Origin of the sequence: Caballeronia sp. ATUFL_F1_KS4A (genome assembly GCF_023630905.1) — a bacterium.
Taxonomy (GTDB): domain Bacteria; phylum Pseudomonadota; class Gammaproteobacteria; order Burkholderiales; family Burkholderiaceae; genus Caballeronia; species Caballeronia zhejiangensis.
Genome location: NZ_JALQEB010000001.1, coordinates 222,931 through 236,020, shown reverse-complemented (window position 1 = coordinate 236,020; position 13,090 = coordinate 222,931). Strand labels below are relative to the sequence as shown.

At 62.3% G+C, this 13,090-nt stretch carries 13 protein-coding genes and 1 riboswitch; of the genes, 9 read left to right on the top strand and 4 right to left on the bottom strand.

Annotation, left to right across the window (positions count from 1 at the left end):
• Positions 1 to 43: 43 nt before the first annotated feature.
• A riboswitch (yybP-ykoY riboswitch) is annotated at positions 44 to 219 on the bottom strand.
• Positions 220 to 382: 163 nt separating this feature from the next.
• Positions 383 to 1,978, top strand: a complete 1,596-nt coding sequence (locus NCS03_RS01060) for an ABC transporter substrate-binding protein (RefSeq protein ID WP_250528740.1) — start codon at positions 383 to 385, stop codon at positions 1,976 to 1,978.
• A 6-nt stretch (positions 1,979 to 1,984) separates the two neighbouring features.
• On the opposite strand, the gene NCS03_RS01055 is transcribed toward NCS03_RS01060, so the two are convergent.
• A complete protein-coding gene (locus NCS03_RS01055) occupies positions 1,985 to 3,058 on the bottom strand; it encodes an MBL fold metallo-hydrolase (RefSeq protein ID WP_008351918.1) in 1,074 nt (357 codons plus the stop codon).
• A gap of 105 nt (positions 3,059 to 3,163) precedes the next feature.
• Between NCS03_RS01055 and NCS03_RS01050 the strand changes: the two genes are divergently transcribed.
• From NCS03_RS01050 to NCS03_RS01035, 4 genes are read left to right on the top strand one after another with little or no spacing between them, the layout of a single operon-like run.
• Positions 3,164 to 3,586 carry a MerR family transcriptional regulator gene (locus tag NCS03_RS01050; RefSeq protein ID WP_008351922.1) on the top strand — a complete coding sequence of 141 codons (423 nt, stop codon included), beginning with the start codon at positions 3,164 to 3,166 and terminating at the stop codon, positions 3,584 to 3,586.
• Between the two features lie 34 nt (positions 3,587 to 3,620).
• The gene (aceK, locus tag NCS03_RS01045) at positions 3,621 to 5,423 is read left to right on the top strand and encodes a bifunctional isocitrate dehydrogenase kinase/phosphatase (RefSeq protein WP_250528658.1); all 1,803 of its coding nucleotides are present in this window, start codon (positions 3,621 to 3,623) and stop codon (positions 5,421 to 5,423) included.
• A gap of 30 nt (positions 5,424 to 5,453) precedes the next feature.
• The gene (can, locus tag NCS03_RS01040; protein WP_250528657.1) at positions 5,454 to 6,233 is read left to right on the top strand and encodes a carbonate dehydratase; all 780 of its coding nucleotides are present in this window, start codon (positions 5,454 to 5,456) and stop codon (positions 6,231 to 6,233) included.
• Positions 6,226 to 7,419, top strand: coding sequence for an acetyl-CoA C-acetyltransferase (locus tag NCS03_RS01035; RefSeq protein ID WP_008351928.1), 1,194 nt, complete (start codon positions 6,226 to 6,228; stop codon positions 7,417 to 7,419). Before can ends, NCS03_RS01035 begins: the two co-directional genes overlap by 8 nt.
• Positions 7,420 to 7,461: 42 nt before the next feature.
• Here the strand turns inward: NCS03_RS01035 and NCS03_RS01030 are convergent, their stop codons facing one another.
• The 3 genes from NCS03_RS01030 to ubiM all read right to left on the bottom strand — a co-directional run bounded on the left by NCS03_RS01030 (position 7,462) and on the right by ubiM (position 9,389).
• A complete protein-coding gene (locus NCS03_RS01030; protein ID WP_250528656.1) occupies positions 7,462 to 7,878 on the bottom strand; it encodes a type II toxin-antitoxin system VapC family toxin in 417 nt (138 codons plus the stop codon).
• A complete protein-coding gene (locus NCS03_RS01025; protein ID WP_250438849.1) occupies positions 7,865 to 8,116 on the bottom strand; it encodes a hypothetical protein in 252 nt (83 codons plus the stop codon). Before NCS03_RS01025 ends, NCS03_RS01030 begins: the two co-directional genes overlap by 14 nt.
• Positions 8,117 to 8,207: 91 nt before the next feature.
• Complete coding sequence (gene ubiM, locus NCS03_RS01020) at positions 8,208 to 9,389, bottom strand: 5-demethoxyubiquinol-8 5-hydroxylase UbiM (protein WP_250528655.1); 1,182 nt, start codon at positions 9,387 to 9,389, stop codon at positions 8,208 to 8,210.
• 118 nt (positions 9,390 to 9,507) lie between these two features.
• Here ubiM and NCS03_RS01015 point away from each other — a divergent pair, with 118 nt between their 5' ends.
• From NCS03_RS01015 to NCS03_RS01000, 4 genes are all read left to right on the top strand, one after another.
• On the top strand, positions 9,508 to 10,185 hold the full coding sequence (locus NCS03_RS01015; protein WP_008351935.1) for an SDR family oxidoreductase: 678 nt from the start codon (positions 9,508 to 9,510) through the stop codon (positions 10,183 to 10,185).
• A gap of 13 nt (positions 10,186 to 10,198) precedes the next feature.
• Positions 10,199 to 10,807 carry a glutathione S-transferase family protein gene (locus NCS03_RS31225; RefSeq protein ID WP_008351936.1) on the top strand — a complete coding sequence of 203 codons (609 nt, stop codon included), beginning with the start codon at positions 10,199 to 10,201 and terminating at the stop codon, positions 10,805 to 10,807.
• Positions 10,804 to 11,223: a YchJ family protein gene (locus NCS03_RS01005; protein ID WP_250528654.1), complete on the top strand. Its 420-nt coding sequence runs from the start codon at positions 10,804 to 10,806 to the stop codon at positions 11,221 to 11,223. The genes NCS03_RS31225 and NCS03_RS01005 overlap by 4 nt, the downstream gene beginning before the upstream one ends.
• Positions 11,224 to 11,551: 328 nt before the next feature.
• Complete coding sequence (locus NCS03_RS01000; RefSeq protein WP_034470383.1) at positions 11,552 to 12,808, top strand: dienelactone hydrolase family protein; 1,257 nt, start codon at positions 11,552 to 11,554, stop codon at positions 12,806 to 12,808.
• Positions 12,809 to 13,090 lie beyond the last annotated feature (282 nt).

Here is a 13,090-nt window from a genome sequence, read left to right as displayed (position 1 = left end):
GGGAAACGGGGATGTTGTAGTTGTGGGGACACGATGATTCCACGGCCGGACGTCGAGCGAACCACGATGCGCCACGCGCCGTCCGGCCAGGAACGACATAGCGCATCGATGGTCTCGCCAAACCGTTCCGGTCGAACGCGCCACGGCAGCAGGGCCGAGGATGTTGACGCGTTCTCCTTCGCTCGCGAAGGAAGGCTACTCCCCAAAGAAGGCGCAAGTTTAGCCCGATGCGCCCCGTTTCGGCAACCCGCGGAATAAGCGTATGCCGATCGGATCGTTGTCGTCGACGGATGCATCCGCTAATCTGGCCGCGCCGGGCGCGTCGCTTGCTGCGCGTGCTCAAGCTCATCCACGAACAAAAATGAAGATCACGGGAGATCTCATGCGTCTGAAACTCTTCGCCGCGGCCGCCGCGATGGCCATGCTCGCCGCGCCGATGCTCGCGATGTCCAAGCCGCTCACCGTCTGCACCGAATCGAGCCCGGACGGCTTCGATGTCGTGCAATTCAATTCGCTCGTAACGACCAACGCATCGGCGGATGTCATCTTCAATACGCTCGTCTCCTACGACGAAGCCGCGAAGAAGGTCGTGCCCTCGCTCGCGGAAAAGTGGGACGTGACGAGCGACGGGCTCACGTACACATTCCATCTGCGTCCGAACGTTCAGTTTCAGACGACCGATTACTTCAAGCCGACGCGCCCGCTCAGTGCCGACGACGTCGTGTTCACGTTCTCGCGCATGCTCTCGGACGACAATCCGTGGCACAAGATCGCTGGCGCGAGCGGCTTTCCGCACGCGCAGTCGATGGGCCTCGTGAAGCTCATCAAGGCCGTATCGAAAGTCGATGACCATACCGTGAAGTTCGAGCTCAACGAGCCGAACGCGACCTTCGTGCCGATCCTCACGATGGGCTTCGCATCGATCTATTCGGCCGAATATGCGGACAAGCTGCTGAAGGCGAACCAGCGGGTCGATCTGAACAGCAAGCCGATCGGCACCGGCCCGTTCGTGCTGAAGAGCTACACGAAAGATTCGGTCATCCGCTACGACGTGAATCCGTCGTACTGGGGCGCGAAACCGAAGATCGACCGGCTGATCTACGCGATCACGCCCGACGCCGCCGTGCGCGCGCAGAAGATCAAGGCGGGCGAATGCCAGATCGCGCTGTCGCCGAAGCCGCAGGACGTCATCGACGCGAAGAAGGACAAGTCGCTGAAGGTGAGCGAAGCGCCCGCGTTCATGACGGCGTTCGTCGCGCTCAACACGCAGAAGAAGCCGCTCGACAATCCGAAGGTGCGTCAGGCGATCAACATGGCCTTCGATCGCACGACCTACATGAAGACCGTGTTCGACAACACGGCGACGCAAGCGGTGAATCCGTATCCGCCGAATACGTGGAGTTACGACAAGAGCATCGAGGCGTACAAATATTCATCCGCCGATGCGAAGAAGCTGCTCGCCGATGCGGGCTTTCCGAACGGTTTCGACACGACGATCTGGGTACGCCCGAACGGCAGCGTGCTCAATCCGAATCCGAAGGCGGGCGCGGAATTGCTGCAAGCCGATCTCGCGAAAATCGGCGTGAAGGCGCAGGTGAAAGTGATCGAATGGGGCGAACTCATCAAGCAGGCGAAGCAGGGTCAGCACGACATGCTGTTCATGGGCTGGGCCGGCGACAACGGCGACCCGGACAACTACATGTCGCCGCTTTTCAGTTGCAACGCGGTGAAGTCAGGCATCAACTTCGCGCGCTATTGCGATCCGCAACTGGACAAGCTCATCGCCGATGGCAAGTCGACCGCCGATGTCGCCAAACGCACGAAGTCGTATGTCGACGCGCAGAAGATCATCCACGATCAGGCGCTGTGGATTCCGCTCGTCTATCCGACGGCGGCGGCGCTCACGCGCGCGAACGTCAGCGGCTATAACGTGAGTCCGTTCGGGCGCGTGAATTTCGGCGCTGTTTCCGTGCAGTAAGCGAAGTCAGGCCGGCGTGAAGCGGATCACGCCGTCAGCGCCGGTCTGACGTTTCAGCGTGCCATCGAGCCAAAGCAGGTTCAGATGCGCGAGCGCTTCGCCGAGCGCGAACGTCATCTGATGGATATCGAGCTTGCGCTTGAACATGATAGGGACGATGTCTGCGGCGCTGCATGGCTTTTGAGCGCACGCGTCGCGCACTTCCGCCAGCCGCGCGCGATGATGCTCGCGCAATTGCCCGATGCGCGTTTGCACGCCGCGAAACGGCTTGCCGTGTGAGGGCAGCGCGAGCGTATCGGCGGGCATGGTTTCGTAGCGGCCGAGCGATTCCAGATACAGCGCAAGCGGATTGCCTTCCGGCTCGACCGCGAACACCGACACGTTTGTCGAAATGCGCGGCAACACCATGTCGCCGGAAATGAGCAACTTGTCGGCGGCGCAGAAAAGCGCGCTGTGCTCCGGCGAATGGCCGTAGCCCGACACCACTTCCCAATTGCGCGCGCCGATACGCATGACATCGCCATCGCGGATACGCCGATATTCCGCCGGAATCGACGGCACGAGCGTCGGGTAATAGCTATCGCGCTTGCGCAGCGCATCGAGCGACGCTTCGTCGGACAGGCCGTGCGCCGCGAAATGCGCCGCCGCGCGCTCGCCGCCCGCGTTCGAGCCGTCGCCGGCGGCCATCACGCGGCCCATCGCGTATTCGCCGAGCGACATCCACAGGCGCACGTTCCATCGATTCTTGTCGCCGCCCGTGCAGATCCAGTCGGCAAGTCCCAGATGATCCGGATGACAATGCGTGACGATCACACGCAGCACCGGCTTTCCATCGAGCACGGAATCGAACACGCGCTCCCAGTTCGCGCGGATCGTATCGCTCGAAATGCCGCAATCGACGACGGTCCAGCCTTTTACACCGTCGATTTCATCGGCGAGCAGCCACAGATTGATGTGATCGAGCGCGAACGGCAGCGGCATGCGCAGCCAGAACACGCCCGGCGCCACTTCCATGACGCCGCCCGATTCGGGCAGCCGGTCCGCGAAAACATAGTCGAGCTGGTGTTCGAGTGCGTTCATTCGGTGCCTGTCTCCGGGTTTGCGCCGCGTTGCAATTTGGCCAAGTTGACGATAACGTAAACGTCCATTCTAACGTTGCGCGCGCATTTGCGCTGCCGGCCGGCAATGACCCAACCGACGCATTACACGATCACCGAACTGGCGCGCGAGTTCGACATTACGCCGCGCGCCATTCGCTTTTACGAAGATCAGGGGCTGCTCGCGCCGAAGCGCGAAGGCTCGAACGGCCTGCGGCGTGTGTATTCGGCGCGCGATCGCACGCGCCTCAAGCTCACGCTGCGCGGCAAGCGGCTCGGTTTCACGCTGTCGGAAATCCGCACGCTGCTCGATCTGTATGACTCACCTACCGGCACCGCGACGCAGCTACAGGCTTTCGTCGATACGATCGCGGCGCATCGCGAAGTGCTGCAGCGTCAGCTCGAAGACTTGAACACGACGCTCGCCGAACTTTCCGCGTATGAGGAACAGGGCCGCGCGCTGCTCGCGGCGGGCGCGGAAAAGCGTGCACGCAAACCCAAAGCGGCATAACGCGTGACGCCCGCACAGGAAGCGCAGGGTCGATATGAATCATTTCCCCAAGCTGCTCTCGTCGCAAATCGGCTTCGATGTCGCCAAGACGATACTCGAAGGCTTCGAGCATCATTACCGCGTGTTCCGCGAAGCCGCGATCAAGGCGAAGGAGCTATTCGAGCGCGGCGACTGGCTCGCGTTGCAACAACTGGCGCGCGATCGCATCGCGTCGTATGACGATCGCGTCACGGAATGCGTGACGGCGCTCGAAGACGAATACGACGCGGAGAATATCGAGGACGACGTGTGGCAGCAGATCAAGCTGCATTACATCGGCTTGCTGACGACGCATCGTCAGCCGGAATGCGCGGAAACGTTCTTCAATTCCGTGTGCTGCAAGATCCTGCATCGCTCGTACTTCAACAATGACTTCATCTTTGTGCGGCCGGCCATTTCGACGGAATACATCGAGAACGACGAGCCCGCCGCAAAGCCGACGTATCGCGCGTATTACCCGGAAAAGGACGGCCTCGCCGCGACGCTCGAACGCATCGTCACGAACTTTCAGTTGGAACCGCCGTTCGAGGATTTGCCGCGCGACGTGCAATGCGTGATGCAGGCGCTGCGCGAAGCCTTCGGCGATATCACGCCGGCGCCGAACTTTCAGATTCATGTGCTTTCGTCGCTGTTCTTTCGCAACAAGGCGGCGTATGTCGTCGGGCGGATCATCAACGGCGATGCGCTGCTGCCCTTCGCCATCGCGATCCGGCATACGAAGCCCGGCTTGCTCGCGCTCGATACCGTGCTGCTCTCGCGCGAGCAGGTGCTCATCATCTTCAGCTTCTCGCATTCGTACTTTCTCGTCGATATGGAAGTGCCGTCGGCGTTCGTGCAATTTCTGAGCACGATCATGCCGCGCAAGCCGAAGGCCGAAATCTATACGTCGGTCGGTTTGCAGAAGCAGGGCAAGAACGATTTCTATCGCGACTTGCTGCATCATCTGTCGCATTCGAGCGATAAGTTCATCGTCGCGCCGGGCATCAAGGGACTCGTGATGATCGTCTTCACGCTGCCGTCGTTTCCTTACGTGTTCAAGCTCATCAAGGACGCGTTTCCGCCGCCGAAGGAAACCACGCGGCAGAAGATTCAGGACAAGTATCAGCTCGTGAAGCGGCACGATCGCGTTGGCCGAATGGCCGATACGCTCGAATATTCGAGCGTCGCGCTGCCGGTCGCGCGCCTCGACGACGCGCTCATCCGCGAACTCGAAAAGGAAGCGCCTTCGATGATCGAATACGAAGGCGACAAGCTCGTCATCCGGCATGTGTATATCGAGCGCCGCATGGTGCCGCTCAATCTCTTCCTGCAGAACGGCAACGCCGACGACGTCGATCACGGCATCAAGGAATATGGCGACGCGATCAAACAGCTGATTCAGGCGAACATCTTCCCCGGCGACATGCTGTACAAGAACTTCGGCGTGACGCGGCACGGTCGCGTGGTGTTCTACGACTACGATGAAATCGAGTATCTGACCGATTGCAACGTGCGCCGCGTCCCTGCGCCGCGCACGGAAGAGGACGAGCTGTCCGTCGAACCGTGGTATACCGTCGGGCCGCACGATATCTTTCCCGAAACGTACGGCACATTTTTGCTCGGCGATCCGCGCGTGCGCGAAGCGTTCATGCGTCATCACGCGGATTTTTTCGATCCCGCGTTCTGGCAGCATCACAAGGAACAACTGCTGCGCGGCGAACTCGCCGATTTCTTTCCCTATGACCGGGACGTCCGATTCTGCATCCGTTACCCGGAGCGTTTCGACGAGCCCGGCCGATCGGACGCGCGCGCCGCGTGAAGCGCGCGGTCCGGCTTTTGACTTTCGAACATGAAACACATTGACGATAAAACGCCGCTTGCTCACCTGTTCGCAAACAATCAGGAATGGGTCGAACGCAAGCTCGCCGAAGACGCCGCTTTCTTCGAGCGCCTCGCGCATCAGCAGACGCCCGAATATCTGTGGATCGGCTGCGCGGACTCGCGCGTGCCGGCCAACGAGATCATCGGCTTGCCGCCGGGCGAAGTCTTCGTGCACAGAAACATCGCGAACGTCGTCGTGCACTCCGATCTCAATTGTCTGTCGGTGATCCAGTTCGCCGTCGATCTGCTGAAGGTGAAGCACATCATGGTCGTCGGCCATTACGGCTGCTCGGGCGTGGGCGCGGCGCTCGTCGGGCGGCGCGTCGGTCTCGCCGATAACTGGCTGCGCCATGTCGAAGACGTGCGCGAAAAGCACGGCGCGCTGCTCGACGAATGGCCGATGGGCGACGCGCGCCATCGCCGTCTCGTGGAGCTGAACACGATCGAGCAGACCATCAACGTCTGCCGCACGACCGTCGTACAGGACGCATGGGCGCGCGGACAGGAGCTCACCGTGCACGGCTGGACCTACGGCGTGCACGACGGCCGCCTGCGCAACATGGGCATGATGATCGGCGCACCGGCCGAGATCGATCCGGTTTATCAGTCGTGCGTTGCCGCGATGACTCGCAGCGGCGCGCATTCCGCGGAAAACGATGTCCTCGCGTCAGATGCGGCACTTGCCGAACGCTTGGGCGACGTTCCCGACGTGATCAAGGGCGTCATCAAGGAGCTGAAACATGAGTGAGACAAGGAACGATCCGATCGTCATCGTGTCGGCGGCGCGCACGCCGATGGCCGCGTTTCAGGGCGATTTCGCGTCGCTGACCGCGCCGCAGGTTGGCGCTGCTGCGGTGAAGGCGGCGGTCGAACGCGCGGGATTAAAACCCGAGCAGATCGACGAAGCCATCATGGGCTGCGTGCTGCCCGCCGGTCAGGGTCAGGCGCCCGCGCGTCAGGCGGCGCTCGGCGCGGGCTTGCCGCTATCCACCGGCTGCACGACGATCAACAAGATGTGCGGCTCGGGCATGCGCGCGGCGATGTTCGCGCACGACATGCTGCTGGCCGGATCGGTCGACGTGATCGTCGCGGGCGGAATGGAAAGCATGACGAACGCGCCGTATCTGCTGCCGAAAGCGCGCGGCGGCATGCGCATGGGTCACGGTCAGGTTCTCGATCACATGTTCCTCGACGGCCTCGAAGACGCTTACGAAAAAGGCCGTCTGATGGGCGCGTTCGCGGAGCAATGCGCTTCGTCGTATGCGTTCTCGCGCGAGTCGCAGGATGCGTTCGCGGTCGAATCGCTGCGGCGCGCGCAGCGAGCGAACGACGATGGCTCGTTCGACTGGGAAATCGCGCCCGTGACGGTACAGGGCAGGAAGGGCGATACGGTGATCGGGCGCGACGAGCAGCCGTTCAAGGCGAACATCGAGAAGATTCCGTCGCTCAAGCCCGCGTTCGCGAAGGACGGCACGGTGACGGCCGCGAATTCGTCGTCGATTTCCGATGGCGCGGCGGCGCTCGTGATGATGCGCGAATCGACCGCGATGCGGCTCGGCGTCACGCCGATCGCGCGTATCGCCGGACACAGCACGTTCGCGCAACAACCGGCCTTGTTCACGACGGCGCCCGTCGGCGCGATCAGCAAGCTCTTCGAGAAAAACGGCTGGCGCGCGGGCGATGTCGATCTGTATGAAATCAACGAAGCGTTCGCCGTCGTGACGATGGCCGCGATGCGTGAGCACGATCTGCCGCATGACAAGGTCAATGTGAACGGCGGCGCGTGCGCGCTCGGGCATCCGATCGGTGCGTCGGGCGCGCGGATTCTTGTGACGCTGCTCGGTGCGTTGAAGGCGCGTGGGCTGAAGCGCGGGGTGGCGAGCTTGTGTATCGGCGGTGGGGAGGCGACGGCGATGGGGGTGGAGTTGGTTTGAGTGTTCCGGGCCGGTCCGGCGCGAGCCGGGCCGCATTCATTCCTATTCGAAGGGATTCAGCATCTCGACGCCCATTCGCTCGAAGTCTCTGACGTTGCGCGTGACCACCGTCAATCCGTGGAAAATGGCCGTTGCGCTTATGAGCTTGTCCAAAGCGGGTTCAGGGTGCGGCGCGCGCAGGTTTCCCCATAGCCTGCCGATCTCCTTGCCCGCCGGCAGGATTCTCGTGTCGTATTCTCGCAGGACGTTGTTCACCCACGATTCGAGCTTTTCGGCCTGCCGTTTATCGCCTCTTCGGCGCACCCGCTCAACGCCCTGTCGAAGTTCCGCGACAGTCACGACGGAGAGATGAACGCATCTCTTATCGAGCTTGGCTTGCCGGAAGAACACGCGAACGCCTTCATTGGCGCGTTCTTCGAGTCTCGTTTCACTGATCACGTTCGTATCAGCCAGATACATCGGAGGCTCCTCGTTTCGGATGACGATCGAAGAAGTCGTCCTCCACGTCGAGTTTCGGAAAGTTCAGCAGATGATCGATGAAACGGCTGTTGTACTCGGGACTGTCGATGTATTCCTCGGCCGTCCCTTTGCGGCTTTCGATCTCGAGCTTGCGACGGATGGCAGCCTGTTCCGCGTATTCGCGAATCTCCTCGGCGGTTATATTCCAAGGTAACTCGGCCTTGATGATCTTGAACATGCTCGGCTCCTTATCGATGTTGCGACAGTCGTCACTCTATCGAATTCAATAAGCACGACTAGTCATCCAAACGAAATAAGCGAAATCTCACTCACCCCGTCAGCGACATCGCCACGGCCCGCTTGAACGGCGTCAGCTTCTCTCCGATCCGCAGCATCGCATCGCGCGCGATCCGTGCCGGCAGCGAGTCGCGCGTATAAACCTCCGTGATGAATCGCGTGATCAGATAAAGCGGCCGCGTTTCCTGCCGATGCTTCGCTTCATATCGCGCGAGCAGCCCATCGCCGGCGATGTCGAGCCCCGCCGCCTGCGCGTCGCGAATCGCGCGCGTGAGCGTCTCGATGCCGGCCAGCCCGAAGTTGAACCCGTGCGCCGTGACCGGATGCATGCCGACCGCCGCATCGCCGACCGTCGCAAAACGCTTCGCCACGAAGCGCTTCGGATAAACCGACACCAGCGGATAAACATGCCGCGTCGTGCGCAGCGCCATCGTTCCGAGTCTGCGCTCGAAGCGGCGTTCGATCTCGCGGTTGAACGCATCCTCGTCGAGCTTGCTCAGGCGCTCGATGTCGCGCGCCTCGAGCGTCACCACGACCGACGACCGATGCGCGCCCGTCTCCGGATCGGGATTCATCGGCAAGAGCGCGAGCGTCTGCCGGTGGCCGAACCATTCCCACGCCGCGTGATCGTGGGGCACGTCGTGCGTCATGCAGCAGACCAACATCGACTTGCCGAAATCGTGCATGTCGGCGGCGATGCCCATCATGCGGCGCGTCGCGGAGAACCGGCTGTCCGCCGCGACGACGAGCCGCGCCGCGATCGTCTCGCCGCTTTCGAGCCGCACGCGCGCGCCACATGCGTCGGTATCGAGGTCGGTCACGCGTTCGGACGTCATGATGCGGACGTCCGCGCTCACTGCTTCGAACGCGGCGCGCCGGATCAGATGATTCGACACGAGCCAACCGAGCTCGTCGTGACCGGAAAGCGCATGACCGATTTTCATCGCGAACGGCGACGATCCGTTGAAAACGCGCGCATCGGCCAACTGCGATTTCGCGTGCGCGTCGATGCGCTCCCACACGCCGAGCGTCTTGAGAAACGCGACGGATTTCTGCGTCAACGCGATCTCGCGGCCGTCGAAGGCGGGCTCGCGCAGCGCGTCGTGGCTTTGCTGCTCGACGAACACGATCGACAAACCCGCGCCGCTCAGCGCGTTCGCGAGACACAAGCCCGCCGGCCCCGCGCCGACGATCACGACATCGGTTTGCATCATCTTTCCGGTCCTGCTGTTTGAAAGCGCACAACGATAGCCGAAAGGCCGAACGGCGATCCGCGACAGCGGGTCGCGCGTTATATTCACGAAGTCTGTTCACACAAGGAACATGTCGCTCATGAAAACGGTTCTGATCGTCGGCGCGTCGCGCGGCCTCGGCCACGAATTCGCACGCGAATATTGTCGCGACGGCTGGCGCGTGCTCGCCACGGCCCGCGATAAAACCTCGCTCTCCGCGCTCGACGCGATGGGTGCGCAAACCTTCCCGCTCGACGTCACGCAGCCCGAGCAGATCGCCGCGCTCGCCTGGCAACTGGACGAGGAAAAGCTGAATGTCGCGATCGTCGTGTCGGGCGTGTATGGACCGCGCACCGAAGGCGTCGAGACGATCGGCGCGGAGGACTTCGATCAGGTCATGCACACCAACGTGCGTGGTCCGATGCAACTGATTCCCGTGCTCCTGCCGCTAACCGACGCCGCGAACGGCGTGCTCGCGGTCGTGTCGAGCAAGATGGGCAGCATCGCCGAGACGAGCGGCACGACCGGCTGGCTGTATCGCGCGAGCAAGGCGGCGCTCAATTCTGCGCTGAAGGTGGCGTCGCTGGAATCGCGGCATTCGGCGTGCATCGCGCTGCATCCGGGCTGGGTTCGCACGGAAATGGGCGGGCCATCGGCGGCGATCGACGTCGCGCGCAGCGTCGCCGGCATGCGCGCGGTGATCGCCGAAGCGGGCGCGCTGCGCGAGGAATTCAACGGGACTTTCGTGCAGTACGACGGCACGAAGATCGAATGGTGAACAAGGAGTGAATGTGACCTATCAGGTACACGGCGTTTCGGCATCGGGCAACTGTCACAAGGTTCGCCTCGTCCTCGAACAGCTCGGCCAGCCTTATGTCTGGCACGAAGTCGACATGATGAACGGCGCAACGCGCACCGACGAATTCAAAAAGCTGAATCCGAACGGCAAGGTGCCGGTGCTCGTCATCGACGAGAACACGACGCTCTCCGAATCGGACGCGATTCTCTGCTATCTCGCCGACGGCACGCCGCTCATGCCCGACGACCGGCTCGAACGCGCGCAAGTGCTTCAGTGGATGTTCTTCGAGCAGTACAGCCACGAGCCGTATGTCGCGGTGGCGCGCTTCATCCTGCAGTTTCAGAAGAATCCCGGCGACGCGCGTCTGCCGGAGAAGATCGCCGGTTCGTATCGCGCGCTCGACGTGATGGAACGGCATTTGTCGACGCGCACGTTTTTAGTCGGCGAGCGCTACACCGTCGCCGATATCGCGCTGTATGCGTACACGCATGTCGCGGATCAGGCGAATCTCGATCTGTCGCGCTATCCGGCGATCCGCGCGTGGCTCGAACGCGTGCGCAGCCAGCCGCGCCATGTCGTCATGCCGGGTGTCGATCAATGAAGTTCGTGGAATGTCCGTGCGGCGGCGCCGCGCCCGGCCAGCGGCCTGACGCGCGCGCGCCGCGTTACGACGCGTGTTGCGGACGATTCATCGAAGGCGGCGAAAAGCCCGCGAACGCAATGGAACTGATGCGCTCGCGCTACACCGCCTACGTGCTCGGCGACACCGCGTATCTGCGCGCGACCTGGGCCGAAGCGACCTGCCCGCCCGATCTCGACGCCTCCGACGCCGGCACGCGCTGGCTCGGCTTGCAGATCAAACGCCACACGCCGACCGACGCGAATCACGAGGAAGTCGAGTTCGTCGCGCGCTACAAGGTCGGCGGGCGCGCGCATCGTTTGCACGAAGCCAGCCGCTTCACTCGAGACAGCGCCGGAAACTGGATCTATGTCGATGGTCGGATTAAAGAAAACTAAATATTCCTTTAAGAAATATGCTGTGGCACGCGGTATTAATTTCCTAAGAATTTCCTTACAGATTAAACAGTTACGGGGTTTCTCTTATTGTGCAGTGCAATTTTGAACGGTTAATCTGTGTTCACGTCAGGGCGCTGTCATTCCCGTGCCCGGACACTCGCAGCGAAGCCCCGTTTTGAAGCCAATTGTCATGCCTTTTCAGGGCATGACTCCCGGAACCCGCAGCCGATACTGCTCTCATCGAGCAGCGCGATAGGTTTGTGACTTCAAAAAGACGTTCCGGGCTCGCCGTATCAACGTCCTTTGGAAGCGCAGTCGGAGTTCACGGATGGCGATCAGAACCTGGTTGGTCGGATGCAGCATGGTGTGCGCGCTCGCGGCATCGCTCGTCACGTCCGCCGTGCGTGCCGAACCGGTCGGCGGCGTGCGTCAATCCGAAGGTCTGCAGGCGCCCGCATTCGGCCAGACGCTCTCGCAGATTCCCGATTCGCTCGATGCCGGCCTGCCCGTCGTCGCGATCGGACTGAACGAAAGCGTCATCGAGATTCCCGAAGCCGACATCTCGCTCGAAACCACCGTGTTCAAGCCGGACGGCGCCGGCCCGTTCCCGATGATCGTCTTCAATCACGGCAAGCTCCCCGGCGATTCGCACGCGCAACCGCGCAATCGCCCGGTCGCGCTCGCGCGTGAATTCGTGCGCCACGGGTATGTCGTCGTCGTGCCGAACCGGCGCGGCTTCGCGGGCTCGGGCGGCGATTACACCGGCCACGGCTGCGACGTCGAGGCGAACGGGTTCGCGCAAGCGCAGGACGTCGCCGCGACCATCGCCTATATGAGCCAGCAAGCGTATGTCGACAAGACGCATATCGTCGTCGCGGGCACGTCGCACGGCGGTTTGACGACCATCGCCTACGGCGCGCGCGATGCCGTCGCGGCGCCCGGCGTGCGCGGTCTCATCAATTTCTCGGGCGGGCTGCGTCAGGACGAATGCGGCGACTGGCGGAAGAATCTCGTCAACGCGTTCGGCGATTACGGGCAGAACGTGCGCCTGCCGTCGCTGTGGCTCTACGGCGACAACGATTCGGTCTGGGACGGCGACTTGTCCGCGCAGATGTACACCGCGTTCACCGCGCACGGCGCGCGCGCCAACATGGTCGATTTCGGCAGCTACAAGAACGACGCGCATCGGCTCGTCGGCGACCGCGACGGCGTGCAGATCTGGTGGCCGCGCGTGAAGGCCTTCCTCGCGCAGATCGGCATGCCGACCGCCGTGCAATATCAGGTGGCCGAGCCGCGCATGCCGAACGCGACGCACTTCGCGGACCTCGATTCCGTGCAGGCCGTGCCGTTCGTCGATGAAAACGGCCGCGCCGGTTATCGCAACTTCCTTTCGCAGTATTCGAGCCGCGCGTTCGCCGTGTCCGATTCGGGCGCGTGGTCGTGGGCCGAAGGCGGCGACGATCCGATGGCCGTCGCCATCGCGAGCTGCCAGAAGCAGAGCGCCGATCCGTGCCGGCTGTACGCGGTGAATAATCGCGTCGTCTGGAACGATCAGGCCGCCGAGACGCAGACGGCGTCACGCTAGAACACCTTTTCCGCCTGTCGGGAACGCCGGCCTTCGCGCCGGCGTTTTTGCGTCGATCGCACGTTAAGCGACCCATTTGGCCGACGTTGCACGCGATAGCGCGTTTTCGCATTTCCATTGCGCGCGCACGCATGTCCAAAAAACCTTCCGAATACGGAAGGTCGGCCATGTTTTAGGGATAATTGACTCGCGCAGTTTTCACGCAGTTTCCCCGTAACGCAGGCGCCTGGCGCTTGCCCGATGTATCCGGCCCGCATCGCGCGCGCGGGCCTGGGAGCCGTT